The 25712-nt window shown below is 63.6% G+C and carries 27 protein-coding genes; 13 read left to right on the forward strand and 14 right to left on the reverse strand.

What is annotated here, in order from left to right:
• Nucleotides 1-29: 29 nt before the first annotated feature.
• From MSIMFI_RS11360 to MSIMFI_RS11390, 7 genes are all read right to left on the reverse strand, one after another.
• Entirely contained in the window at nt 30-515 is a 486-nt protein-coding gene (locus MSIMFI_RS11360) for a hypothetical protein (RefSeq protein ID WP_191497274.1), read from the reverse strand.
• 151 nt (nt 516-666) lie between these two features.
• The gene (locus tag MSIMFI_RS11365) at nt 667-1074 is read right to left on the reverse strand and encodes a hypothetical protein (RefSeq protein ID WP_224770155.1); all 408 of its coding nucleotides are present in this window, start codon (nt 1072-1074) and stop codon (nt 667-669) included.
• Nucleotides 1075-1240: 166 nt separating this feature from the next.
• Complete coding sequence (locus MSIMFI_RS11370; RefSeq protein ID WP_191497275.1) at nt 1241-1414, reverse strand: hypothetical protein; 174 nt, start codon at nt 1412-1414, stop codon at nt 1241-1243.
• 341 nt (nt 1415-1755) lie between these two features.
• Nucleotides 1756-2208 carry a DUF4189 domain-containing protein gene (locus MSIMFI_RS11375; protein WP_191498144.1) on the reverse strand — a complete coding sequence of 151 codons (453 nt, stop codon included), beginning with the start codon at nt 2206-2208 and terminating at the stop codon, nt 1756-1758.
• Nucleotides 2209-2385: 177 nt separating this feature from the next.
• The gene (locus tag MSIMFI_RS11380) at nt 2386-3381 is read right to left on the reverse strand and encodes an NAD-dependent epimerase/dehydratase family protein (RefSeq protein WP_191497276.1); all 996 of its coding nucleotides are present in this window, start codon (nt 3379-3381) and stop codon (nt 2386-2388) included.
• Nucleotides 3378-4472, reverse strand: a complete 1095-nt coding sequence (locus MSIMFI_RS11385) for an NAD-dependent epimerase/dehydratase family protein (protein ID WP_191497277.1) — start codon at nt 4470-4472, stop codon at nt 3378-3380. The genes MSIMFI_RS11380 and MSIMFI_RS11385 overlap by 4 nt, the downstream gene beginning before the upstream one ends.
• Nucleotides 4469-4966, reverse strand: a complete 498-nt coding sequence (locus tag MSIMFI_RS11390; RefSeq protein WP_191498145.1) for a nuclear transport factor 2 family protein — start codon at nt 4964-4966, stop codon at nt 4469-4471. Before MSIMFI_RS11390 ends, MSIMFI_RS11385 begins: the two co-directional genes overlap by 4 nt.
• A gap of 112 nt (nt 4967-5078) precedes the next feature.
• Between MSIMFI_RS11390 and MSIMFI_RS11395 the strand changes: the two genes are divergently transcribed.
• Both MSIMFI_RS11395 and MSIMFI_RS11400 read left to right on the forward strand, forming a co-directional pair.
• The gene (locus MSIMFI_RS11395; protein WP_191497278.1) at nt 5079-6089 is read left to right on the forward strand and encodes an acyl-CoA dehydrogenase family protein; all 1011 of its coding nucleotides are present in this window, start codon (nt 5079-5081) and stop codon (nt 6087-6089) included.
• Nucleotides 6073-7248, forward strand: a complete 1176-nt coding sequence (locus tag MSIMFI_RS11400) for an acyl-CoA dehydrogenase family protein (RefSeq protein ID WP_191497279.1) — start codon at nt 6073-6075, stop codon at nt 7246-7248. The genes MSIMFI_RS11395 and MSIMFI_RS11400 overlap by 17 nt, the downstream gene beginning before the upstream one ends.
• Nucleotides 7249-7324: 76 nt before the next feature.
• Here the strand turns inward: MSIMFI_RS11400 and MSIMFI_RS11405 are convergent, their stop codons facing one another.
• From MSIMFI_RS11405 to MSIMFI_RS11430, 6 genes are all read right to left on the reverse strand, one after another.
• Nucleotides 7325-7933, reverse strand: coding sequence for a hypothetical protein (locus MSIMFI_RS11405; RefSeq protein ID WP_396819837.1), 609 nt, complete (start codon nt 7931-7933; stop codon nt 7325-7327).
• Entirely contained in the window at nt 7930-8688 is a 759-nt protein-coding gene (locus MSIMFI_RS11410; RefSeq protein WP_396820195.1) for a hypothetical protein, read from the reverse strand. Before MSIMFI_RS11410 ends, MSIMFI_RS11405 begins: the two co-directional genes overlap by 4 nt.
• A gap of 147 nt (nt 8689-8835) precedes the next feature.
• Entirely contained in the window at nt 8836-9291 is a 456-nt protein-coding gene (locus MSIMFI_RS11415) for a hypothetical protein (RefSeq protein WP_191497281.1), read from the reverse strand.
• A 209-nt stretch (nt 9292-9500) separates the two neighbouring features.
• The gene (locus MSIMFI_RS11420; RefSeq protein ID WP_191497282.1) at nt 9501-10871 is read right to left on the reverse strand and encodes a cytochrome P450; all 1371 of its coding nucleotides are present in this window, start codon (nt 10869-10871) and stop codon (nt 9501-9503) included.
• A gap of 15 nt (nt 10872-10886) precedes the next feature.
• Nucleotides 10887-11087: a ferredoxin gene (locus MSIMFI_RS11425; protein WP_191497283.1), complete on the reverse strand. Its 201-nt coding sequence runs from the start codon at nt 11085-11087 to the stop codon at nt 10887-10889.
• A 15-nt stretch (nt 11088-11102) separates the two neighbouring features.
• The gene (locus MSIMFI_RS11430; RefSeq protein WP_191497284.1) at nt 11103-11804 is read right to left on the reverse strand and encodes an SDR family NAD(P)-dependent oxidoreductase; all 702 of its coding nucleotides are present in this window, start codon (nt 11802-11804) and stop codon (nt 11103-11105) included.
• A gap of 275 nt (nt 11805-12079) precedes the next feature.
• Between MSIMFI_RS11430 and MSIMFI_RS11435 the strand changes: the two genes are divergently transcribed.
• The 10 genes from MSIMFI_RS11435 to MSIMFI_RS11480 all read left to right on the forward strand — a co-directional run bounded on the left by MSIMFI_RS11435 (nt 12080) and on the right by MSIMFI_RS11480 (nt 24666).
• Nucleotides 12080-13642 (forward strand): aldehyde dehydrogenase family protein, encoded by a 1563-nt coding sequence (locus MSIMFI_RS11435; RefSeq protein ID WP_396819839.1) that lies wholly within the window; start codon nt 12080-12082, stop codon nt 13640-13642.
• Nucleotides 13639-14844, forward strand: coding sequence for a CaiB/BaiF CoA transferase family protein (locus MSIMFI_RS11440; protein ID WP_191497286.1), 1206 nt, complete (start codon nt 13639-13641; stop codon nt 14842-14844). The genes MSIMFI_RS11435 and MSIMFI_RS11440 overlap by 4 nt, the downstream gene beginning before the upstream one ends.
• Before the next feature lie 338 nt (nt 14845-15182).
• The gene (locus MSIMFI_RS11445; protein ID WP_085250679.1) at nt 15183-15989 is read left to right on the forward strand and encodes an MlaE family ABC transporter permease; all 807 of its coding nucleotides are present in this window, start codon (nt 15183-15185) and stop codon (nt 15987-15989) included.
• Between the two features lie 24 nt (nt 15990-16013).
• On the forward strand, nt 16014-16859 hold the full coding sequence (locus MSIMFI_RS11450; protein ID WP_186244658.1) for an MlaE family ABC transporter permease: 846 nt from the start codon (nt 16014-16016) through the stop codon (nt 16857-16859).
• 20 nt (nt 16860-16879) lie between these two features.
• Complete coding sequence (locus MSIMFI_RS11455; RefSeq protein ID WP_191497287.1) at nt 16880-18157, forward strand: MCE family protein; 1278 nt, start codon at nt 16880-16882, stop codon at nt 18155-18157.
• Nucleotides 18154-19176: an MCE family protein gene (locus MSIMFI_RS11460; RefSeq protein ID WP_191497288.1), complete on the forward strand. Its 1023-nt coding sequence runs from the start codon at nt 18154-18156 to the stop codon at nt 19174-19176. Before MSIMFI_RS11455 ends, MSIMFI_RS11460 begins: the two co-directional genes overlap by 4 nt.
• Nucleotides 19176-20294 (forward strand): MCE family protein, encoded by a 1119-nt coding sequence (locus tag MSIMFI_RS11465; RefSeq protein ID WP_191497289.1) that lies wholly within the window; start codon nt 19176-19178, stop codon nt 20292-20294. The genes MSIMFI_RS11460 and MSIMFI_RS11465 overlap by 1 nt, the downstream gene beginning before the upstream one ends.
• On the forward strand, nt 20291-21721 hold the full coding sequence (locus MSIMFI_RS11470; RefSeq protein WP_224770156.1) for an MCE family protein: 1431 nt from the start codon (nt 20291-20293) through the stop codon (nt 21719-21721). The genes MSIMFI_RS11465 and MSIMFI_RS11470 overlap by 4 nt, the downstream gene beginning before the upstream one ends.
• Entirely contained in the window at nt 21718-22929 is a 1212-nt protein-coding gene (locus tag MSIMFI_RS11475) for an MCE family protein (protein ID WP_186244654.1), read from the forward strand. The genes MSIMFI_RS11470 and MSIMFI_RS11475 overlap by 4 nt, the downstream gene beginning before the upstream one ends.
• Nucleotides 22930-24666, forward strand: a complete 1737-nt coding sequence (locus MSIMFI_RS11480) for an MCE family protein (protein ID WP_186244653.1) — start codon at nt 22930-22932, stop codon at nt 24664-24666.
• 37 nt (nt 24667-24703) lie between these two features.
• Here MSIMFI_RS11480 and MSIMFI_RS11485 read toward each other — a convergent pair whose 3' ends face one another.
• The gene (locus MSIMFI_RS11485; RefSeq protein WP_085250725.1) at nt 24704-25234 is read right to left on the reverse strand and encodes an Rv2253/PknI dimerization domain-containing protein; all 531 of its coding nucleotides are present in this window, start codon (nt 25232-25234) and stop codon (nt 24704-24706) included.
• Between the two features lie 158 nt (nt 25235-25392).
• Here MSIMFI_RS11485 and MSIMFI_RS11490 point away from each other — a divergent pair, with 158 nt between their 5' ends.
• Complete coding sequence (locus MSIMFI_RS11490; protein WP_186245953.1) at nt 25393-25701, forward strand: hypothetical protein; 309 nt, start codon at nt 25393-25395, stop codon at nt 25699-25701.
• Nucleotides 25702-25712: the final 11 nt, after the last annotated feature.

A 25712-nucleotide genomic window follows, 5' to 3' on the forward strand; every position in this document is an offset into this window, starting at 1 on the left:
TCAGCCGGTTGGGCGTAGACGGTGGGCGCCTATAGGGGGTTCGCGTACCAGCGGGGTTCGATAACCGGCGGGGTTTCCTGCCGTGTTTCCGCCGCGGATATCGGCGGCGGTGTGTGCCGGTAGGACTCGGGAATGTCCGACAAGCGCTCTGGGAGACCTTCGCGTTGATCGCCGAGCCACGCGATAGTGTCCGGCTCTCCCGGGTGGGACGAGGACCCGGTCGGCTGGATGCCTTCAAGGTCGAGAAGGTAGTAGTACAGGGCAGGATCGTCGGCGGCGTTCCACGGGCCGGGGTCGATGAGGGATTCTCTGGTGTCACGCACGAGTCCCCAGGTGATGTCTGATGGCGGTGCCGTGTACACGAGAAATATCGTCGAACCTTCAGCCCAGGCGTGCGAGACCAGGAACGTATAACGGCCGCCGTTGTTGTTCTCTGCTATGCGCCGCAAGAGGTTTTGCAGCACATCGGCAGCGAATTCGCGCTGGGATTCGGTGGGCTCAGTTGATGGGGACATAGTTATTCACCCAGGGCGGCGTCCAGGTCCAGTCGGGTCCGAGTACGACCACTCCGCTCCCTCCTTGGCGGGGATACATCGATATAAGGCCCTTCTGTCCCCCGTCAGGGACGCTAAGCCGGCCCTCGTTGATATTGACGACGATTCTCGCCTAGATGCGGGCCATTCCGTCGTAGTTATCGGAGCAGAAGATGCACGGTTCGTCGTATTCGCTGCCGTAGTTGGCGTAGCGCGAGACGGTACTCACCACCGCTGCCGCCATATCGGCATCAAGCGCCGGCTCGGCGGCCGTGTGGTTGTACGGCTTAAGTGCCGCCACGCTGGAGACCAATGGGGATCGGTCGTCGGGTTTGCCCGTGACGTCGGCAACGGGCCTACCGTCGACGAACAAGGTGTACAGGTCGTGCTCCGGGAATCCGTGGTTAATTCGCAGCACCCACCACTGACCGGACTGCGGCGCGGCAAAAGGAAAAAACTTGTATCCAGTCCGCAACCAATGTGGCCGCGTACTCCTGTCAATCGCAGGACTGTCCACTGGCTGCCCTTCAGTCTGAGGCATGTTGTGATGTTAAGCCGCCCCTGACCCGTTGCTGATGTGGAGTAAGGCCTCAGCGCATTAGGGCGTCGAGATGATCCCGCCTTCCCTGGTCGTCTTTAGCGCGTGTCTCGAATGGTGGCCAGGAATGCGTGGTGCACAGTGTTGCTGAGCAGCTCAATGTCGTTGCTCAGTGCGCTCGCGTAGCCGATTCGGCGAACACATTGTGCTGAATCAGACCGCCCTTACCCGAGTTGCCGCAGCCAGCGATGTAGGTGCAGTATTGCGCCCAGACCGATAGCCCGCCGGTGTTGGAGCATCCGCTGCTGCGCACCGCCTTCAGACCGGTGGTCGTTGGAGTCATCAATGTCCAGCGACTTCGATTGTGAGCCAAGCGTTTAGCTTCCTCGACGCAGAACCGTAAATGTTGACCAACAGTCCGGCGGTAAAGCCGTATTCGAACGTGCGTGACCGAATCGTCTGCAGCACTTGTCGCGGCTTGTGCTTGTCCCGCTCAAACTCGCGTCGAGCACGTCGATCAGCACGCTGGGATTCAGGCCGGCCTTGACGCCCCTTCGGCTCGTGGTGCCCGCACGGAAGATTGCGGGGAGCTGGCATCCTGGACCAACTTCCGTTCGTAGCATCAGAACAACATGTCCCGGCGGCGCGTCGGCCCGCGGGTCGGCGATGCAGGAGCAAAGACGTTTAGTTGCACGCCCAGGTGACGATCCACCCGCCGCCGAGCCTGGTCATGGCGTTCTGTTCTGCGGACGGACGGGTCGGGCCGATTCCACCGTGGTAGAGCGAACCGTCGTGCGCGACGGCGCCGCAGCCGATGAACCTGCTGACCACCTTGCAGCCAGGGCTGCCACATTGTCTCAATGCGGCTTGATCCGCATCTGCGCGGCTTCGATGGCGCCACGCTTTGCCTATTGCGCCGTTATCGGCAACGGCAATCGCGCCGTAACGGGTGGACGGAGGGACAGGCCGCACAACGGCGATCGAACCCTTGTCCGCATGCGCGACTGGTTTGTGGGTGTGGGCCTCCGCCGAATGCAATGGCAGGACCAAGCCGGCACCGGCTAGGGCGGCGACCGCAAGCGCGACGCGATGCCGAAGCTTTGTTGTCGTGTGATGACCCCTGTACAACCTCAACATCTTCATTGCCTCATGTTCGATCCGCCGATGGATGTGGGGCGAAGCCGCACGAAACCCAATATTTACGTGTTCGAAAAAATCATCTTCTATATTACCGGCTTCTAAGTCCACGAGCGCCCCCGTGAGGTTTGGGCGTCCGGTGATTGACTCGCGGTCTGGGACCAGTCGGGCGAAGCGCTACTCGGCTGGGCGCGCGGCGAAGAACCGGGCGGCCTTACGGATGGATTCTTCGACGGGCTCGGGTGTCCAGCCGAGTTCGCGTTCGGCCTTGCCGTGGTCGAGCGGCGACATCAGTTCCGCCATGCGGATGCCGACATAAGCAAACGGCAGGTCGCGACGTAACACCCGGGCGGCGAGATCGTTGAGGCGCGCTACGGCACGCAAAACGGACAGTGGAATCGGGATGCGCGGCGGGCGTCGACCGACGGCGCGAGCCGTTATGGCGTGGATCTCGCGGGTGCTCATGTAGCGATCGGAGATGATATAGCGGTGACCGTCGCGACCCCGATCGGCCGCGAGAAGCATTGCGCGGGCAGCATCTTCGATGCCGACGACCTCGGAGGAGAACCCGAGATAGAACGGGAACCGTCCGGTGGCGACTCGGGCGATGAGCGACCCGTGTGGCGTCGGCGCCCAATCCCGGGGCCCGTAGGTGGTCGAGACACACAGGGCGACCGTTGGAAGCCCTTCGTCCCGGGCGTAACGCATGACCAAATCCTCAGCCAGAACCCGTGATTCGATGTAGGCACCGCCGTCGGTCCAGTTATGTGGATCGTCTTCGGTAACAGCGCGATGGTCGTTGATCGCCAGTGTGCCTGTGCTGCTGGTGAATACAAACTTTCGTAGATCAGCGGCAACCGCCGCATCGAGCACATGCCGGAGGCCTTCGACGTTGGTGCGAAACAAGGGGGTGGGGTCGCGCAGCCACATCCGTGCGTCGAGCACGCAGTAGTAGACGACGTCGCAGCCTGCCATCGCAGCACGCAGCGCCGCATCGTCGAAGATGTCGCCGTAGCAGCGTTCGACGTCGAGGTCGTCGATGCCCTTGGTAGAACTGGTGTGCCGCACCATGACCCGCACGTCTTCGCCGGCCGCCACGAGTTGGCGGGTGACATGCGAACCCAGGAAGCCGCTGGCGCCGATGACCAGCTTCTTCGCCCGTGCAGTGGTCATTGACGTTCGCGGGTCGTGGGTGCGAGCGCTTCAGGGCCAAACTTGTTGCCAATGAGGGTCCACGGGTCGGCGTAAGGACCGCGATGTTCGAGCCGGCGTTGTAGGAGCAGTAGTGCGCGCATCGTCGGGCGGACCACCGGGCCGAGCGCCTTGAGCAGAATGCGGCGCCGGCCCATCGATTCCGTGATCCAGGCGACGGTGCCTGGCCAGTCATGTTCCTGATAGCCAAGTAGTGCTTGGGATTCGGCGGTATCGAACCAGCCGGCGAAGGCCCAACCGCGGTCGTCGTCGGGATCACCGGGCAGCCCGGCCGACGGGCCGAGGCGGCCAATGCCGACGGCGGCCATCATGTCGTCCTGCAGGTCGCTCATCAGCTGGACGTAGGTTTCATTGCCGGCAACCACGAGCACCTTCCCATCGATGATGGCCCGACGGTCGACGGCGTTGGCGAAGGCCAGCGCGACATCGCGGGCATCGACGGCGTGCATGCGGTTGTCTGTTGGGGTAGCCCGCACCAGCAGCAGGTAGTCGGCGTCCAGATTGGCAGCGCCGTCGGGCGAGACGATCGCACCCAGCCGCAATATGGCATGCGGCAGACCGATTTCCGCGATGGCGGCCTCGGCCAGAATCTTGTCCTCACCGTACTGATCGATCGGATTCACTGGGGTATCACCGGTGATGCGTTCGGGATAGCGGTGCGGGTTACGGGCGCCGTAGACCGCGGCGCTGGAGGCGAACACGACAAACGGTGGATCGCCTAATGTTTGCGCCGCCTTCACCAGGTTTCGGGTTCCGTCCACGTTAACTCTGCGTGCCAACCCGGGATTGCGATATGAGGGAGGCGCGACGATCGCCGCCAGGTGAACGATCGCGACCGGTTGATGGCGGGCCACCACGGTGACGACGGCGTCAGCGTCCGTGAGATCGGTGTGCGTCGGTATCAGCGCGCCGGGGCACGTGACGATCGCAGCCGAATTGTCGTTGGTTACGTCCATCGCGATCACGGTGTGGCCCCGGCGCAGCAGGATCTCGGTGCACAGCTTGCCCACCTGGCCGAAAGCGCCGGTGACAAGAATCGTGTGCCCTGTCATCGACCCAACCTGCGCGTCAGGGCGGCACCCGCGTCACGCAGCCGCGGCGAAATGCGCACCGAGAAAAGAGGATTGAAGATGTCCTCACGTAACCGGGTCAGCGTGGAGGTCTTGATCAGCCAGCGACCGTCGACCTTCTCGTAGGTCTCGTGGTAGTGACCTTGCCCGTTGAGGTTGACGCCCGGTGCCAAGCGCACCACGTCCTGCAGCGCCCAGATCCCGGTCGCGGTCGTCGCGGACGTCAGCTCGATCTCGGGCGCGTGCACCTGATGCACCGTCGGTTGTGATGGCTTCCCCAGGGCGTTGCGCACATAGGACACAAACTCGTCGGCGCCGCGGATGAGTTGCCCGCCGGACGGCGAGGTATCGCTCACGAAATCGTCGGTGAATAGCTGCCGCCAGTCGTCCCACCGTTTGGTGTCCAGGTAGCGGCAGTATCGGGCCTTGAGCTGCTTGATCGCCTCGATCTCACACAGTGTGGCGGCATCCAGCATCGCGGTCCCTTCATGGTCAATCTGCACCTCATAGCCAGATTGAGAGATTACTACTTCCGCTATAGAGAATGTTATTCTCGCTGAGAACGGTGACGACGGGAGGCAGCCTGCGATGTTGTTGGAGTTCGATGCTGATCAGCGGCTATGGCAGCAAACGGTTCGCGATGTGGTCGCTAAGCAATGTCCGCCGTCGTTGGTGCGAGGTGTGGCCGAGAATGGCGTCGACCCGAGCCCGCTATGGAAGGTCTATCTGGACCTTGGCTGGACCGAGCTGAACGACCCAGCCCGTGCGGTGGAGTTGGCAATCGTACTCGAAGAGCTGGGTCACGCGACCGATCCCACGCCGTTCCTAGCCACGATGAGCCAGTTCGCGCCGTTGGCCGGGGATCGATTCGACCCGCACGTGTCGGGTACCGCCGTCTACGGCGGGGTGACCGCGCGCCGGGACGCCGACGGTTGGGTGTTGGACGGGACGGCCCGCCATGTCCTCGACGGCGATCGTGCGGACCGGCTGGCGGTGGCAACGGAGGCCGGGGTTTTCCTCGTCGAAGCCAGTCAGGTGGCCGGTGCGGTTTTCAAGCGGCGCGAATCCATTTTCGACCCGGTGTTGCATGTCGCCGACTTGACGTTCGGCGAGGTGCGGGTGCCCGACAGTGCCCGGGTGACCGTGGACCGCGAGCGGGCGCGTCAGATCGCGCTGACGGGCATGGCCATGACGATGGTCGGCGCCTGCCAACGCATCCTCGATCTGGTGCTCGAGCATGTCCGCAGCCGTCATCAATTCGGGGTACCGATCGGCTCATTCCAAGCGGTCCAACACAAGGCTGCTGATATGCACGTCGCGGTGGAACGCGCTCGGGCACTCGCGTACTTCGCCGCGTTGACCATCGCGGCCGACGACCCCCGGCGCCGGCTGGCGGCCGCGATGGCCAAGGCATCGGCGGGGGAGTGCCAGTCGCTGGTGTTTCGTCATGGCTTACAACTGCACGGCGCAATGGGATTCACGTGGGAGAACGACCTGCAATTCGCGCTGAAGAGAGCCAAAGCGGGCGAGCTGATGCTCGGCGGCGCCGCCGAGCATCGTGCGCAGATCGCCGAGGAGTACCGTGCAGCTGACTTTTGATCCCGATGTCGAGGCGTTCCGTGCCGAGTTTGCGGCCTTCCTCGACGCAAATCTGCCGCCGGCAAGCGAAACCCTGGAGCGTCCCCGCTCGGTGTCACACATGCCGCTGTGGGCGCGACGTTGGCAGCGACTGCTTTTCGACAATGGTTGGCTATTACCAAGTCAGCCATCGGAATTCGGTGGGCGCAATGCCACGGTGCTGCAGCAGTTCGTGTACCTGGAAGAACTGTGCCGCCGCCGGATCTATCACAGCCTCAACCCGCAAGGCGTGAATATCGTTGCGGCCTCGCTGTTGTCGTTCGGAAGCGAGGAGCAAAAGCACCGCTGGGCGGTGCCGATCCTGCGCGCCGAGATCACGGCCTCGCTGGGGATGAGCGAGCCGAGTGCCGGTTCGGACTTGGCGTCGTTGCGCACCAGTGCGGTGCGCGAGGGCGATCACTTCGTGGTCAACGGCCAGAAGGTGTGGACCTCCGGCGCCCATGATGCCGACGTGTTGTTGACGTTTGTACGCACTGATCCCGACGCGCCAAAACACAAGGGCATCAGCGCCTTAGTGATCCCGACGGATACCGAGGGCATCGTGCGGCGGCCGTTCCCGTCGATCTGCTCGGCCGACGACCTGGATTTCAACGAGGTGTTCTTCACCGATGTGCGGGTTCCGGCGGAGAACCTGGTCGGTGAGCTCAACCAGGGCTGGGCGGTAGCCAACGGGTCCCTCGGGCACGAGCGCACCATGATGTGGCTGGGGTTCGCTGACCGGCTGGACAACATGATCGCCGATTTCCGTCCTGGCACGGCGCTCGATCGGGACTATTACGCAACCGCGATCATGGACAAACATGCGTTGCGGCTCTTGGGTTCCGTGGCGCTGGCACGCGCCGCCCGGGGCGAAGACGACGTGGCCCAACTGTCGGTGCTCAAGCTGCTCGGCTCTGAAGCCGAGCGGGGCGCATACGAACATGCCCTGCACGCCGCCGGGTCCGACGGGCTCATCCATCCGGCGCTGAGCGGTCCGTATGCACCGATGAACCTGGACCACTATTTCGCGAGCTGGTTCGAGCGTTATGCCCGCAGCTTCTCCGGCACCATCGCCGGTGGCACGTCGGAAATCCAGCGCAACATCATCGCCCAGCGCGTGCTCGGGTTGCCCCGCGGCTAGGTTTTCCCGCGAGCAGACGCAGAATCGCACAAAATCTCGTGATTTTGTGCGATTCTGCGTCTGCTCGGCGGAGAGACTAGACCGGGTCGAACTTGGTGATCAGCCAGGCGCCGTTGACGCGGGTCATGCTCACCAGGACGCTGCTGGCCGACATGGCGGGGTCGGGCTTGTCTTTGCTTGTGGTGGTCTGATTGACGTACACGAGGACGACGGCCGAATCCGGGTGTAACTCCGACACTGCGGTCCCGACAACGTGGGCGGTGGTTTTCAGCGACTTCTGCTTGGCCGCCGGAGCCACGATCTGCTCGGTGAATTGGTTGTAGTACGACAGGAAATTCCCGGAAAGGTGCGCCTTGGCGGTGGCGAAGTCCTTGTCGAGCGACTCGGGTGAATAGGAGAGCAGCGCAACCGTTCCCTCGGAGGCCGCGGTGACGACCGCACGGGCGACGCTGGGGTCGGTCCGTCGGTTCGGCTGGTAGCGCTCAAAGTACAGCCACGTCGCCACACCGGCGGATATCAGCAGCAGGAGTGTCAGAGTCGCAGGAACGACTTTCACCTTGCGCAGCGCGCGTGACCAGTCACGCCGCTCGCGTTTGGCTCGTTTGGGGGAGTCGTCTTGAGTGGGAGCCGTGGTCGCCGCATCGGTGGCTTCGATGTCGTGGGTTTCATCCCTTTCACCGGTCACGGTACGAATTCCAATTTCGACATCTTGTACTGTCCGCCTTCTTCGGTCACGGTTACCCGCAGCCGCCACACGCGTGGTTCGTCTTTGGCACCAGCGGCATTGGTGATCGACGATGTCGCCACGACCAACACCGATGCGGAATGCTCGTCCATGGATTCGACGGCCGCCGCGTTGATCGTTCCCTGCGTGACCACTTTGGACTCCTCGACCACCGACACGAAATCCTTTGCACGCTGCTGGAAGTCGTCCCTGAACTGGCCGGTGGAGCTGTCCAGCAGCCGCTGGACGTCATCCTTTGCCCTACGGAAGTCCAAGGACGCCATGTTGACTACGCCCTGCTTGGCCCCGGCGATGAAGTTCGCGGCGCGCTGCCGTCGCTCGGTGGCGTTACGTTCTTGCCACAGCACGTATCCGCTGGCGCCAACAAGTGCGCAGATGAGGATGATCGCGACCACTTTGAAAGTCGCTGACAGTGACGGCAACCGGCTGGCGGACCTCAGCCACCTCGGCCGTGCGGATTCCGGCGCCGCAGCTTCGACGGTCTCCGAATCGGACTCTTCGACGTCGGGGCCTTGTTCGTCGGCGGCCTCGGCCTCAGGGCTCTCGGCGGATTCGGCCTCGCCCTCGCCGGACTCGGTGGATTCGGCCTTCCGCACTTCGCGCCGTAGCCGGGCGGCACGGGCACGCGCGCGAGCGGCGGCGGCCAACGCTTCGGCTTCGGCGGCTTCTGCCTCGGCTTCCTCGAGCAACGCCATCGCGTCGGCTTGCGATATGGCCGAATCTTCCGGAGGCGTCTCCTCACCCACTGCGAGTCCCGCCCGTCACCATCGTCAGCGCATCAGGGTCGCTGCGGAACGGGCTTAGCACGGGAATTCGTTCCCGCACGCAAAGGCGTTCGCGGGCTACCATCGCACGAGCGTGAAGGGATAAGTGTCTGTACCCTCCGGGCCGCCGCCACACCCGGTGTCGTATGTGGTGACCAATTCACCGCTCAATGTGACCGCATCCCACGAATAGACGTCATGCGAGGGAAAAAACTGGACCACGCAGCGCACACCATCTGGCACATCGACGGTCATCGTGTAGCGGCCATTGGACAGATACGCGTCTTCCTTGTAAGGCGCCGCTTGCCCGTTGGGTTGCGGTACCCCTTGGATGGTCAGGCATCCCGGTGCGCGAGAAACGCACGGCCGAATCGCCCAAATCCAGTTGTGGCCGCGATCCCGGTCCGTGTTCGCCGTGTAGTTGCCAATCTGCATGTCCGCATGGGCAGTGGGCGTAGGAGTCAGCGCGGCCGTGCCAATCACGAGGGCAAGCGCAAGGCTCACTGCGACAGTCTTCACCGACGCGTCTCCCATCTTTAGTGCACGTGCTCGGACTGAATATAGAGCGCGGCCATGCTGCCCAGGCCTACTCTGAAAAATCGCGCGCGTCAACGGGCCCGCCATCAGGTGGTCAGCGTGACGTTGGGTGGCGACCCGCTGCGCCCGGCTGTACCGCGTTGTGGCGACCCGCCGCGCCCGGCTCCGCCGCGCTTGCGATCGCCACGCCGCGCTTGCGATCGCCATTAGTCGATGACCGCGGCTTCCTTGCGTTCGGTGACGGGCCTGGCGAGCTCTTGTTCGTCGCAGATGCGTTGCAGCTTGTCCAGGGTTTCGTCGAGGCCCGCATCGACGGTGCGGCCGGGTGTGAAGGTGGCCGGCAGCTTACGCATGCCCTGAATGACGCCGATGCTCTCGTAGTGCACGGCGCCATCGGGATCGCAGTGGTAATCGGGCATCCGGTCGAGCACCGCGGTGAGCATGGACTTGAATACGGTGCGCGCCACGTTCGATCCGACGCATCGGTGCACGCCGATGCCAAAGCTGAAGTGCCGGTTGCCTTTACGGTCGAGGATGAGCTGGTCCGGTTCGGCGAACACCGCCGGGTCGCGATTGGCCATGGCCCACGAAATCCACAGCCGCTCACCCTCTTTGAACTGGTAACCGTTGACTTCGACATCGTCGGAGAAGGTCCGGCCATCACCGGGTGCCGGTGTGAAGAAGCGCAAGAACTCCTCGGTCGCCGGGTCGAGCAGGGTATCCAGTTTGTCCCGCAGGCGTTCTCGTTGTTCGGGATACTCCGAAAGCCATTCCAGCGAATGCGCGGTCAACGCCGTGGTGGTGTCGAATCCGCCACCGATGACCAAGCCGAGATTGCCGAGAATCTCCAGGTCCGGCGCGGGTTCGCCGTCGATCCGCATCTGCAGTAGCCCATTCACGATGCCGGGGCGCGGATTCTCGCGAATCTCGAGCATGTTGTTGACCATGTCGAGGCCCATTTCCCGGTGCATCGCGGTGACGCGCTCGATGTCTGGGGAGTGCTCCGGGGTGTAGACCGCGGCATGGACCGGCTCGCTGTACAGATTCCACTTCTTCAGTGGGATGCCCAGCATCGCCAGTGTCAACACGGCGGGCACGATGTTGGCCAGGTCGTCGACGAAGTCGATGTGGCCCGTCTCGATCTTCTCGTCGAGGCAGGCGCGGGTCACGTCGTCGATGAACGGCTCCCAGCGCTTGACCGCGGCCGGGGACAGATACGGATTCAGCACCGTGCGATAGGTGCGGTGCTCGGGGTCATCCATCTCCAGAATGCCGCCGCGCACCGCGCTGACGCGGCTGGCCGTCGGGATGGAAATGCCTTTGTAGCCGCGTCGTTCGCCGTGGATATCGTGATCGTTGGAGACCGCCGGGCACCGCGCCAGTTCGAACACCTCGCTGCTGCCCGCCGCGACCCAGTGCCCGCCGTAGGTGTCGGTCCACGCCATCGGGCACTTGGCGTGCATCTCCTCGGTGATGGTCTTGAACTTCCCCCGGTACTCGGCCGCGTGCCGATCGAACTGATAACGGTTCTTCTTCCGATCGCTGTCGCTGTCGCTGACGACGTCGTCCACGGTCAAGGTGCCGTCCCCCCTTTATGTTTCGTCCGTGACGAGGATGGCCTGCTCCGGACAGGAGTGCGCGGCTTCGCGGACCTGGTCTTGCTGATCGGCCGGAACCACCTCGCTGATCGCCGAGGAGCTGCCGTCAATGTCGCTGAGTTGGAAGGAATCCGGAGCGATCATCGCGCACAGCGTGTGGCCCTGGCAGCGTTCGGGATCAACCCATACCTTCACGGTGTCTCCTTGAGCTCAGGTGTTGCGGCCGCCGTTGACACCCAGGATCTGACCGGTGATGTAGCCGGCTTCCTCGGAAACGAGAAAGGCGCAGGCGGCGGCGATGTCTTCCGGCTTGCCCATACGGCGTACCGGGGTTTTGGCGATGTTCTGCTCGATGTCGCCGAGGAACCCGTGCTCGGCCGCATTGCGCAGCATCGGGGTGTCGATGAACCCGGGGGGCACGGCGTTGACGGTGATGCCGCTGGGACCGTATTCGAGCGCCAGCGACTTGGTCAGCCCGTTGACCGCGGACTTGGCCGCCACATAGTGCGACATATATGCGGTACCCGAGTGAGTGCTCGACGACGAGATATTGACGATCCGTCCCCACCCGGCTTCCAGCATGTCGGGCAGCACCGCCTGGATCGCATGGAACACCCCGTTGAGGTTGACGTCTATCACCCGCTGCCAGTCCTGGAACGAAATGGCGGTGAACCGCTTGAACCCGTCCAGGCCGGCGGCATTGACCAGAATCGTGACGGGTCCCAGCCGGCCGCGGATCTCCGAGAGCGCGGCGTCGATCTGGGCGCGGTCGGTCACGTCGGCGGTGTAGGCAAGCTCGGCGTCGGATGGTGTGAGGTCGATGGTGGCCACGTCGATGCCGTCGGCGCGCAGCCGATGCGCGACGGCAAGCCCGATGCCGGACCCGCCACCGGTGACGACGGCAGCCTTCACCGAGAGGCCTCTACAAACGCAACGGTCTCCATCTCAAAGAATCTCCCTTACAATTATGAGAATCTTACTCTCGCATTCCGGTGGCTCGCAAGCGGACGTCGATACCACGCCCAGCCTGCTGCAACGGCCCTATCCCGCAAGTCGCTGAGCGATTGCATAGCTGGTCAGCGGGCCAATCCGGTCCTGAGACAGCCTTGAATTCTCAGCGCCCGAATGTAGGATTCGCCAAGGATGAGAATGAAATTATCGTGACCGTCAGCACAACAGGGAGTTTTATGCCAGCGCAGGGCACGGCCGATACCGCCTCGCGAGAGGTCGCGGGAGCAGTCGGGGGAGCAGCCGTGTCGCCGTCGCGGGCTGACCGCCGACTGTTGATCGACGGCCGGCTGGTCGCGACCGCGAAGACGTTCCCGTCGATCAATCCCGCCACCGGCGCGGTCCTGGGACACGCCCCGGACGCCGGCGTCGAGGAGGCCGAGGCGGCGATCGCGGCGGCACGGCGTGCCTTCGATGCCACGAACTGGTCAACCGATGTCGAGTTGCGGGTCCACTGCCTTGACCAACTACACCAGGCGCTGTTAGACCACGCCGAGGAATTGCGTGAGCTGACCATCGCCGAAGTCGGCGCGACCCGCGCGCTGACTCAGGGCGCCCAGCTCGACGAGCCGATCGGCATCGTGCGCTTCTACGCCGATCTGTTGCGCAGCTATCAGTTCTCCGAAGACCTCGGCGAGAAGGAATCGCGGGGCATGCGGCATCACCGTTGGGTGGAAAAGGAAGCCGCCGGCGTTGTCGGCGCCATCATCGCCTACAACTACCCGAACCAACTCGCGCTGGCCAAGCTCGCCCCCGCCCTGGCCGCAGGCTGCACGGTGGTGCTCAAGGGAGCGCCGGATACACCGCTGATCACGCTGGCGCTGGGTGAGCTGATCGCCAACCACACCGATATCCCGGATGGCGTGGTGAACGTGCTGACGTCGTCGGATGCCGCGGCGGGAGCGGCGCTGACTACCAGTCCCGACGTCGACGTCATCACCTTCACCGGGTCGACGGCCGTCGGGCGGCGGATCATGGCCGCGGCGAGTGAAACCGTCAAGCGCGTCTTCCTTGAATTGGGCGGCAAGTCGGCGGTGATCATGCTCGACGACGCCGACTTCGCCGCCGCCAGCATGTTCGCGGCGTTCAGCATGGTCACCCACGCGGGCCAGGGATGCGCTTTGACGTCGCGGCTGCTAGTGCCCAACAAGCGCCACGACGAAATCGTCGAGCTGATCGCGCAGAACTTCGCCAAGGTACGACACGGCGACCCGGCCGACCCGAAGACCTACATGGGCCCGCTGATCAACGAGCGTCAGCGGGACAAGGTCGACGGCATGGTCCAACGCGCCGTGGCCGCGGGCGCCACCCTGGTCACCGGGGGCCAGCGCTTGGATCCTGGCTTCTTCTATGCGCCCACGCTGCTCACCAATGTCGATCCCGACAGCGAGATCGCGCAGGATGAGGTGTTCGGCCCAGTCCTCGTCGTGATCGGCTTCGACGATGACGACTATGTACCTGCTCAAGCGGTGCGCATCGCCAACAACTCGATCTACGGATTGGCCGGCGCGGTCTTCAGCCGCGACCAGGACCGGGCGCTGGCCGTGGCGCGCCGCATCCGCACCGGATCGTTTTCCATCAACGGCGGCAACTACTTCGGCGCGGACAGCCCGTTCGGCGGATTCAAGCAGTCGGGTGTCGGCCGGGAGATGGGAGTGGCCGGGTTGGAAGAGTTCTTGGAACGCAAGACTTTTGCTGTGCCGACGGGGCCGGCGGAGCCGGCCAGGGGGGCTCCCGTATGAAACCGCTCGAGGGCATCCGGGTCCTGGAAGTCGCCATGTACGGGTTTGTCCCGTCGGCCGGTGCCGTGTTGGTCGAATGGGGCGCCGACGTGGTCAAGGTCGAGCATGCGGTGACCGGCGACCCCCAGCGCGGGCTCCGGCAGACCGGCATGCTGCGGGTCGAAGGCGACCCCAACCCCAACATCGAGCACGCCAACCGCGGCAAGCGCAGCCTCGGGCTGGACATGTCGGTAGCCGAGGGCAAGGAAGTGCTCTATGAGCTGGCCCGCCGGTCCGATGTGTTCCTGACCAGCTTCCTGCCCGGCGCACGACAAAAGTTCGGTATCGACGTAGACGACATTCGGGCGGTGAACCCGAAGATCATCTACGCGCGCGGAAGCGCGCTGGGTCCCCGCGGCGCGGAGTCCGTCAAGGGCGGCTACGACATGACCGCGTTCTGGTGCCGCGCCGGAACCGCCGCCACCATCACGCCGATGGGCTACGACGGGATGATCAACCCGCCCGGGCCGGCCTACGGCGACACCATCTCCGGCACCAACCTCGCCGGTGGTATCGCGGCGGCGTTGCTCAAGCGCGAGCGCAGCGGCGAACCGTCCGTCGTCGACGTGTCGTTGCTCGGCAGCGGCGTGTGGTCGCTGGGCCACACGGTGGCGTTGACCAACCACCTTGGTCAGCTCATGCAAGGCCCGCCGCCCGGCATACACGGCTCGCCGGTCAACCCGCTCGTCGGGGTGTACCCGACATCCGACGGTCGCCACATGTCCCTGGTGATGATGCAACCCGGGAAGTTCTGGGCCGACGTATGCCAGCACATCGACCGACCCGATTTGATCGACGATCCCCGCTTCACCGATGGCGAGAAAATCGCGGCCAATACAGCAGATGCGGTAGAGATCTTGACCAAGGTCTTCGCAACACGCACGCTTGCCGAGTGGAGCGAACGCTTTGCGACACTTGCCGGTCCGTGGGCGCCGGTGCAGGACACCCTGCAAGTGGCAGACGACCCGCAGATCCGGGCGAACGAATATATAGTGCGCGCAGGCGAACTCGACCTTGTCGCCAACCCCGTGCAGTTCGATGTCACCGCGCCGCAGACCGGGCCCGCACCCGGATTCGCCGAACAGACCGACGAAATCCTGTTGGAACTCGGACTGGATTGGGATCGGATCATCGAACTCAAGACGGCCGGCGCGGTCACCTAGGAGTGGAGCTGGCCTGAAATGTCTAAGCCGAACATCACTTCCGTTGAGACTCACCGGCCCTGCCTGGCCGCCCGCAGCACTAGTTATTCGATAACAGTTGTGGATTTTTTGTTCCGCATGGACGTGACATGAGTCATAATCGCCGCACGCTTCAAGACCCAGCGGCATGTTTCGGCGTGCCGCGTTTTGAAGCCCAACTCAGGCACCAGAACGGAGGCCTGGCGTGCGGATGGTAGCGGCTGTCGTGCCCGGCGGTAGGGTCGGAATGTGGCCGCTCGCTGAGGATTTCGGGGTGGCTGGCCAGCGCTGTGTCGTTGGGCGAGAGGGGTCCCGTACCGATGGCGAGTAAGGGAGGCGACCGCTGGTCACCCGGCATCTCATTGGGCCGTGGCTCCAAGCCGATGCAGGCGGTCGGAGGCCTGTTTGCGATGTCGGCGGACGCCATCAAATTCGTCTTTGTGCGCCCGTTCCAGTGGCGCGAGTTCTTGGATCAGTCTTGGTTCGTGGCGCGCGTCGCGCTCGTGCCGACGTTGTTGGTGGCTATTCCGTTCACCGTGCTGGTCAGCTTTACCCTCAATATCTTGTTGCGGGAACTGGGTGCCGCCGACCTGTCCGGTGCGGGTGCCGCCTTCGGCGCGGTAACCCAGGTCGGCCCGTTGGTGACGGTGTTGATCGTGGCCGGTGCCGGAGCAACGGCGATGTGCGCGGACTTGGGTTCGCGCACGATCCGCGAAGAGATCGACGCGATGGAAGTGCTGGGTATCAATCCGGTTCAGCGCTTGGTGACGCCACGCATGTTGGCCGCGGGATTGGTTGCTCTGTTGCTGAACAGCTTGGTCGTCATCATCGGCATTCTGGGTGGCTACATCTTCTCGGTTTTCGTTCAAGACGTTAATCCCGGCGCGTTCGCCGCGGGCATCACGTTGTTGACCGGCGTTCCGGAGATGATCATTTCGTGTGTCAAGGCAGCGCTTTTCGGTCTGATCGCGGGATTGGTCGCGTGTTATCGCGGGCTCACGGTGTCTGGTGGGGGTGCCAAGGCGGTCGGTAACGCGGTGAACGAAACCGTGGTGTTCGCGTTCATGTCGCTGATGGTCGTCAATGTGGTTGTCACCGCTATCGGTATCCGGTTCTCGACCAAGTAGCGCGAAGGAGGTGTAGGACACGCGATGGCACTGGGCGCTGTCTATCCGCGTCTGACGCGACAACTCCAGAAACCGGTCTCCACCTTGGGCCGAATCGGCGATCACACGCTGTTCTACGGCAAAGCGATGGCCGGGATACCATTCGCGCTCACTCACTACCGGCGGGAGATCATCCGTCTCATCGCCGAAATCAGCATGGGTGCAGGGACTTTGGCGATGATTGGCGGGACGCTGGCGATTGTCGGCTTCATGACTCTCGCCGCGGGCGGCACGCTGGCGGTCCAAGGATACAGCTCGCTGGGCAATATCGGCATCGAGGCATTGACCGGATTCCTGGCAGCCTTCATCAACGTTCGCATCGCAGCGCCGATCGTCGCGGGCATCGGTTTGGCAGCCACCTTCGGTGCCGGCGTCACAGCCCAGCTGGGTGCCATGCGGATCAACGAAGAAATTGACGCTCTGGAATCCATGGCGATCCGGCCGATCTCGTATCTTGTCAGTACCCGGATCATGGCCGGAATGATGGCGATCACGCCCTTGTACAGCATCGCCGTCGTCCTGTCGTTCCTGGCTAGCCAGTTCATCACGACGATGCTCTTCGGCCAATCAAGCGGCTTGTACAACCACTACTTCACCACGTTCTTGAACCCGATCGACTTGCTGTGGTCGTTCCTGCAAGCCATCGCGATGGCGATCACGATCCTGTTGATCCATACGTACCACGGCTATTTCGCTTCGGGCGGACCAGCCGGCGTGGGGGTCGCGACCGGTAACGCGGTGCGGACATCGCTGATCGTGGTGGTGTCGGTGATACTCCTGGTTTCGCTGGCCGTCTACGGCGCCAACGGAAACTTCAACCTGTCCGGCTAGCGAAGGGTGGTGAAAGGAAAGTGACGCGCAACTTCGGCCCCCGGCCTGCTCACCGGTCTGAAACCACCAGTGCCGCTTCACCTGTCGCGGCATCACCCGGCCGCCACTTCGGCGTCCGATCGTATGCACGGCCGCTGGCCGGCCTGGGGACCGTCCTGCTGGTCGCGGCGATCTTCGCGCTGGCGGTGACCCTGTTCCGGGGCGACCTCACCAAAACCGTGCCGGTGACGGTGATCTCACAGCGCGCCGGCCTGGTGATGAACGCGGACGCCAAGGTCAAGATGCGCGGCGTGCAGGTGGGCAAAGTTGAATCGATCGAGCCGCTGCCGAACGGCCGGGCGGCTCTTCACTTGGCGATGTTCCCGTCGCAATTGCAATACATTCCCGCCAACGTGCTCGTCGACATCACGTCGTCGACGGTGTTCGGCGCGAAGTCCGTTGAGCTGATAGCGCCCGACAAGCCCTCGGCGCAACGGCTACATGCCGGCCAGACGCTGTCGGGCGAGCACGTCATGGTCGAAATCAACACCGTGTTCCAGCAATTGGTGTCGGTGCTGAACCAGATCGATCCGGCGAAGCTCAACGAGTCACTGGGCGCGCTGGCAAAAGCGTTTAGTGGGCGGGGCACACAGCTTGGCCAATCGCTGAGCGACTTGGATTCGTTTCTGGCCAAGCTGGAGCCGAGCCTCCCCGCACTCCGTCATGACCTCGCGGTGTTACCGGCGGTGTCGAACGCCTATGCCGACGCGGCGCCGAACCTGGTGCAGACCGTCGCCAACGCGACCCGGATTAGCACGACGATCGTCGACGAGCAGCGCAACCTGGATGCATTGCTGATCAGCGCGATCGGCTTGGCCGACATCGGCAACGACGTCTTGTCGAACAATCGCCAACCGCTGACGAATGTGTTGCATCTGCTGGTGCCGACCACCGATCTGACCAACGAGTACCACGAGGTGTTCACCTGTGGTTTCGGCGGCCTGATCACGATCTCGCACGGTGCGCCGTTGTCGGAACCGAGCATCAACATATCGGCGAGCCTCACGTGGGGCGGTGAACGCTATCGGTATCCGACGAACCTGCCCAAGGTTGCGGCGACGGGCGGCCCGCAGTGCATGGGTCTGCCGCGAATACCGTTCAACTCGCATCCAAAGCAGCTGATTTCCGATATCGGCGCCAACCCGGTGGGGTACGGAAACCCACAGGTGCTGATCAACTCCGATCTGCTAAAGCAGCTGTTATACGGGCCGATCGCGGGACCGCCACGCAACCCCCAACAGATCGGACAACCCGGATGAGGACGCGCGCCACGCTGATCAAGTTCGCGATCTTCGCGGTCGTGATGGTGATGCTGACCGCCTCCCTGTTCTTCATCTTCGGCCAGTACCGAACGGGTGCGACGACCGGGTATTCGGCGGTGTTCACCGATGTGTCGCGTCTCAAGGAGGGGCAGTCGGTGCGGGTCGCCGGGATCCGGGTGGGCACGGTCAACAGCGTTTCGCTGCGGCCGGACAAAAAAGTTGTGGTGAAGTTCGACACCGACCGCAACGTCGTCCTCACCGAGGGCACCCGGGCGGCGGTGCGCTACCTCAACCTGGTGGGCGACCGCTACCTCGAACTGCTCGACGGTCCGGGCTCGGCCAAGCATCTGCCGGCCGGCGGTCAGATTCCCGTCAACCGCACCGCGCCGGCGCTTGACCTCGATCTGCTGCTCGGCGGGCTGAAACCCGTTACCCAGGGCCTGAATCCGCGCGATGTCAACGCGCTGACCTCAGGCTTGTTGCAGGTCTTCCAGGGTCAAGGCGGGACTCTCGAGTCCCTGTTCGCCAAGACGACGTCGTTTTCGAACGCCTTGGCCGACAACGATCAAGCCGTGCAGCAACTGATCGACAACCTCAACATCGTGATCGGCACGATCTCCAAGGACGGCACCCAGTTCTCCGGCGCGGTCGATCGCCTCGAGCGGCTTGTCAGCGGGCTGTCGGACGACCGCGACACCATCGGGTCCGCGATCGAGGCCCTCGACACGGGAACCGCCTCGCTGGCGGATCTGCTAACCAGCGCGCGGCCGCCGCTGGCCGGCACCATAGACCAGTTGAATCGGCTGGCGCCGATACTCGACAACGACAAGGACCGCCTCGAAGCCGCAATCGGGAAGGCGCCAAAGAACTACCGCAAGCTGGTCCGACTCGGAGTGAACGGCTCCACCATCCCGTACTACCTCTGCCAGTTGGAGCTGCGCGGCACGGATCTTCAGGGCAGAACGGTGAAAGCCCCGATATTTAGGTCAGACGCTGGAAGGTGCACGGAACCCTGATGCTGAAATATCGCGGAGCTGGGTTGATCAGGGCCGGATTCATCGGCGCGGTCTTGATCGCGCTGACCATCTTGGTGGGCCTGTCGCCCGACCGGTTCGTCACATGGGCGACGATGGTCAGGTACCAGGCCCTGTTCTCGGAGGCCGGCGGCCTTGCGACGGGCAACCCCGTGACGGTATCGGGGGTGAAGGTCGGCACCGTGTCGAATATCGAGCTGAGCCACGGCGATGCTCTGGTGACGTTCGCGGTGAAGGGCAACATCCTGTTCGGCTCGGAGACTTCCGCGCACATCCGCACGGGCACCCTGTTGGGCGAGCGGGTACTGACAGTGGAGTCCGCCGGCACCGGCGCCATGCGTCCGATGGCTCTCATTCCCGTCTCGCGCACGTCTTCGCCCTACTCGTTGACGGAAGCGGTCAGCGACTTCACATCGAACACCGCCGGAACCAACACCGCGACGCTGAACCAGTCGTTGGACACACTGGCGGCGACGCTCGACCAGATCGCGCCCCAAATGGGACCGGCCTTCGACGCGCTCACTCGGCTGTCACGCACCCTCAATAGCCGTAACAAGAATCTGGGTGAGCTATTCAAGAGCGCTGCCGACGTCACCGGGGTGCTCTCCGAACGCAGCCAGCAGGTCAACAAACTCATTCTCAACTCCGACGCTCTGCTCCAAGTACTGGTGGCGCGCCGGCAGGAGATCGTGGACCTGCTGGCCAACACATCGGCGGTGGCCAAACAGCTGACGGCCTTGGTGCACGACAACGAAAGCGAACTGGCACCGACGCTGCAGAGGCTGAATTCGCTGACCGCGATGCTGGAAAAGAACCGCGACAACATCAGCAAGGCGCTGCCGGGCCTCGCCAAATTCCAGATCACGGTCGGTGAGGGCATCTCCAGCATGTACGCCTACCAGGCGTTCGTCCCGAACTTCCTTGCCCCGCAAATCTTCCAGCCATTCCTCGACTACCTCTGGGGGTTCCGCACCTTCGACCCGGCTCGCGGTCCTGGCTACCCTTCGCCGGTACCTCGGTCGCTTATTCCGTGGCCGTACAACGGTATTCCGGTATGCCCCGAATGTACGTTGGGCGGCAGGGTCGGAGGATCGCAGTGATTTCTGGGATTCCTCCGATTCAGCGCAAGCGGCTGGTGACCGTGGCGGCGGTTGTCCTGGTCGGACTCGTCGTTGGCGGCGCTGCCGTGCTCGTCCGGAATACGTTCTTTGGCCCAAGGACGATTACCGCCTATTTCACCACCGCCACCGCGGTCTACCCCGGTGACGAGGTGCGGGTGTCGGGTGTCAGGGTCGGTACCATCAAGTCCATTGAGCCGCAGGGGAAACAGGTCAAGATGACCCTCGAGGTCGACCGCTCAGTGCCCGTTCCGGCGGACGCGAAAGCGGTTATCGTTGCCTCGAACCTGGTAGCTGCCCGCTATGTTCAGCTCACTCCCGCCTACCGGACCAGCGGCCCGGTCATGGCTGACGGTGCGGTGATCCCGGTCGAACGGACCGCGGTGCCCGTCGAGTGGGACGAGGTCAAAACCCAGTTGATGCGGCTGGCAACGGATTTGGGACCTAAGAGTGGTGTTTCGGGCACGTCGGTGGGTCGGTTCATCGACAGCGCCGCCAATGCGCTCGACGGCAACGGCGACAAGCTGCGGCAAACACTCGCTCAACTGTCAGGGGTGGGCCGCATCCTCGCCAACGGCAGCGGCAACATCGTCGACATCATCAAGGGCCTGCAGACCTTCGTCACCGCGCTGCGCGACAGCAACATTCAACTCGTGCAGTTCAATGATCGCCTGGCCACGCTCACCAGCGTGGTCAACGACAGCAAATCCGAGCTGGACGCGGCGCTGACCGAGCTGTCGACCGCTGTCGGCGAGGTGCAGCGATTCATCGCCGGAAGCCGTGACCAGGCGAGCGAGCAGATTGCCCGGTTGGCCGATGTCACGCAGATCCTGGTCAATCAGCGCATGCCGCTGGAAAACATCCTGCACGCCGCGCCGAATGCACTCGGCAACTTCTTCAACGACTACAACGCCGACACCGGAACCATCGTGGGAGGGTTCGGGATTATGAACTTCGCGAATCCCACGTTTTCGGGTCTGATGGTTCCGCTGCCGGTGCCCGGCTGCACGGCAGTCGGCGCCATCGAAAACGTCACCGCGGTTGAATCGGGCAAGCTGTGCTCAATGTTCCTCGGTCCCGGGCTGCGTGTGCTCAACTTCAACAGCCTGCCGATCCCCATCAACATATTCCTGCAGAAGTCGATGGACCCGGAGAACATCCTCTACACCGAACCGCGCCTGGCACCCGGAGGCGAGGGCCCCAAACCCGGACCGCCCGAGATCCCGCCCGCGGTGTCGGCCTACACCGGCCTGCCGGGTGATCCGGTGGGACCGCCGGGGGCAGTGCCTCCGGCGCGGATACCGGGCGCGGCGATGCCGTTGCCGCCCCCGCCGTCGACACCGGTGGAGTCACCACCGGCGCCAAGCGTGTCGGGCATGCTACTGCCTGCCGAAGGGGGGCAACCATGATGGCCCGGCGAGCGGCTCGGCGGGTGTTCGCCATGGGCGGTTGCGTGGTGTTGACGCTGACCGGATGCGCATTCCACGGCCTGAACTCACTACCCTTGCCGGGCGCGGTCGGACGCGGGCCGGGGGCCGACATCTACCACGTCGAACTCCCGAATGTCGGTACGATGGAGTCGAATTCGCCGGTGATGATCGACGACGTCATCGTCGGCAGTGTCGGCAACATGAGGGTGCAAGGCTGGCACGCCGACGTCGAGATCTCGGTGAAGCGCGATGTCGTTGTCCCGGCCAACGTGGTAGCCACCGTCGGTCAGACCAGCCTGCTGGGGTCGATGCATCTGGAACTCAATCCGCCGCTCGGCCAGCAGGGAACCGGACGGCTGCAGCCGGGCGCCACCATCCCGCTCAGTCGGTCATCGGCCTACCCGTCGACAGAGCAGACGCTGTCGTCGCTGGCGGCGGTCGTCAACGGCGGGGGACTGGGACAGATCGGGGAAATCATCCACAATTTCTCCATCGCCCTGTCCGGGCGCGAGGGCGCCGTACGCGATCTGCTAACCCGCCTCGACACGTTCGTCGGAACACTGAACGACCAGCGGGACAACATCGTCGACTCCATCCAGGCGCTGAACCGGCTTGCCGGCACATTTGCCGAGCAACGCGATGTTCTCACCCAGGCGCTGCGCAAAGTACCGCCCGCACTCGATGTGCTGATCAGGGAGCGGCCGCGCCTGACGGCGGCCCTGGACAGGCTTCGCGTTTTCAGCAACACCGCCACCCGGTTGATCAACGATTCTCAGGCCGACCTGGTCAAGAATCTCAAAAACCTGGAGCCGACCCTTCGCGCGCTTTCCGATGTCGGACCGGAGCTCGGCACGGCCATCGCGGCGGCGTTCGTGTTCCCGTTCACCCAGAACTTCGTCGACCGAGCGGTCCGAGGCGACTACTTCAACCTGCACGTCGATTTGGACCTGTCGATTCCACGGCTCAAGCGAGGACTGCTGTTGGGGACGCACTGGGGGCAGCTGGACCAGCCGTTGGTACCGGCTCCCGGGGACCCGTATTACCTGAATTACACCCATGATCCGATGCATGACCCGATCAGGCCGCCGTGGGTCGATCCGGAGGCGTTGCCGCTGCCCGCGCCTCCGGCCGGTGCCCGGCTGCCCGGCCCGCCACCTGCGCCAGCACCCACGGAAGGTGGCGGATAGATGCTGACGCGCTTCATCCGGATCCAGCTGGTGATTTTCACGATCGTGGGAACCATTGGCGTGATTGCGATGGTGCTCTTCTACATCCAAGTGCCGACCCTGCTGGGCATCGGTCGGATGACGGTTACGCTGGAGCTGCCGGCCACCGGCGGTCTCTACCGGTTTTCCAACGTGACCTATCGTGGGGTTCAACTCGGCAAGGTCACCTCGGTAAGCTTGACGCCGACCGGAGCGAAAGCCACACTGTCGCTTAGCACTTCACCCAAGGTCCCCGCGGACCTGACAGCGGCGGTGCTCAGTGTCTCCGCGGTGGGGGAACAGTACGTGGACCTGCAGCCCAGAACCGATTCGCCGCCGTATCTGCACGACGGCTCGGTAATCGCTATGCGCAACACCACAATTCCGCAGCCGGTGGGGCCGATGCTCGATCAGGTCAATGCTTTGGTCCAAAGCATCCCGAAGACCAAACTCGGCCAATTGCTCGACGAGGGCTTCCGGGGCTTCAACGGTTCCGGTTACGACCTCGGATCGCTGTTCGACTCCACATCGACGGTGTCCCGCGACGCCAACGGCGTCGTCGATCAGACCCGAATCCTCACCGAAGACACTGGGCCGCTATTGGATTCGCAAGCACGCACCACCGAATCGATCAGAACGTGGGCGCGCAGCCTCGCGGGGATTACGGACGTGTTCGCACAGGACGATTTACACGTTCGCACTCTGCTGCGAAACGGTCCCGAGGCGGCGAACGAAACATCCCGGCTTCTCGAACAAATCAAACCGACGCTGCCGGTGTTGCTGGCCAACCTGACTACCATCGGGCAGATCGGCGTCACCTACCACCCCTCCCTGGAGCAGCTGCTGGTGTTGCTGCCGTCGGCGGTTGCTATCGAGCAGGCCGCGACGGCGGAGAACCATCCCGAGGGTACGGCCCAAGGCGACTTCGCCCTCACGATCGACGATCCTCCTATTTGCACGGTCGGCTTCATGCCACCCAACACATGGCGATCCCCGGACGACCTCACCGACATCGACACACCGGACGGGTTGTATTGCAAACTCCCGCAGGATTCACCGATCGGGGTTCGCGGTGCCCGCAACTATCCCTGCATGGGTCACCCGGGCAAGCGCGCACCCACCGTCGAAATCTGCAACAGCGACAAGCCTTTCATGCCGCTGGCGATGCGCCAGCACGTCCTCGGTCCCTATCCATTCGACCCGAACCTGATCGCCCAGGGCGTCCCGCCCGATGACCGGGTTACCGTCAACGACAGACTCTTCGCCCCGCTCGAGGGAACGCCGCTGCCGCCGGGGGCGGTGCCGCGCGGCACACCGCCGGGGCCGCGGGGAGAGAATCCACCGCCGGGCGCGATTGCCGCGGCTGTTCCGCCGGTGCCCTCGTCGGGACCTCCCCCGCTGGCGCCGTTGTCGGGGATGTCGGCCGACCTTTCGCCCATAGCGCCACTTGATGTCCCTTCGGAGGCGGAACTTCCCGCGCCAGCCGCCGCCCCCGCACCGCCCACGCCTCCCGATGCCGCACCACCCGGCACGGCCGGCGGCCCAGGCCCGCAGGCAGCGCCAAGCGCATTCGGTCCTGCGGCGGGGCCGTCCGTCACGATCACCCGGTACGACCCGCACACGGGGCGTTATGTCGGTCCGGACGGAAAGCTGTACCAGCAGTCGGATCTCGTTGCGCCGAAAGCGCCCAAGACGTGGCAGGACATGCTTCCCACCTGAAGCCGATCCGCACGGATTCGCCGCGCTGAGTGCTCGGTCAGCCGATTCTGTCCAGGCGGAACGGCATCGCGATATCAAGCCACTGGTTTTGTCCGCAGGCACCGGACGGGCCGACCGTCTTGTCCTTTCCGGCCATGGTCGACGACCCGAGTTGATATCCACCGTATTCGTTCACGGGATAGAAATAGAAGGTCTGCTGTCCGGGGAACGCGGTACCGTCCTCGCACCGCTCCCAATCCGGTATAGAGCGTTTAACCTTCCACATCTGCCCATCGTTCATATATAGGCCAGCGCTCCATCCCTGGTCGCTGGTCACCATGCCGTGGCATTCCTGGAATGTCTCGCACGTCGAACTGATGGTCCATGTTTGGTAGACCGTCGGCTCGCCGAAGTACTGGTCATTTCTCTGGGCGTAATCGCCAACTGACGTGGCACGGAAAGTCCCGTTGATGGCCACTTCTTCCTTGGTTGTTGCCCGGGCTAGGGACGGATCCAGCGCCGAGCCCAAACCGCCGAATACCGTGGCAGCGACCAGCGTTGCGGTGGTGAGTGTTTGAACTGAACGCATCATGTGCTCCTCGGCGCGAATGATCCGACAGTGCCTATGGCAGCTTTTCGGCATCGGTTGCGGCGTTCTCGCGCGATGAGAATAATACCGCGGTAGTAGGTCAGGTTGAAGGTCTATGTCGCCTTATACCCATGGCGATAGGCTGGGCGTTTATGAGTATGCGTTCCATCTGTGTCGCCGTCCTGCTCATGGCCCCGGTCGTGCTGGTGGAGGCGTCGTCCGCTCACGCCGACACGGGCATCAATGGATACGTTCAGTGCCTCGGAGGCGACGCAAAGCCACCGCCGCCGGGGGTAAGTGCAGAAAATTGGTTTCCCAGCGTCCATGTGATCCAGACGGATTTCGATGGCGGTGTTCCCCCTGCCCAAATAGTTCAGATTTTGGTGGGTATGGGAGTCAATCCGGACGACGCCGCTACCCGAGTGCGGTGTTTTGTGGCCTATCAGCCACGCGGACAAGGACATTGACGCTGATCTAC

Origin of the sequence: Mycobacterium simulans, from assembly GCF_900232995.1 — a bacterium.
GTDB lineage: Bacteria > Actinomycetota > Actinomycetes > Mycobacteriales > Mycobacteriaceae > Mycobacterium > Mycobacterium simulans.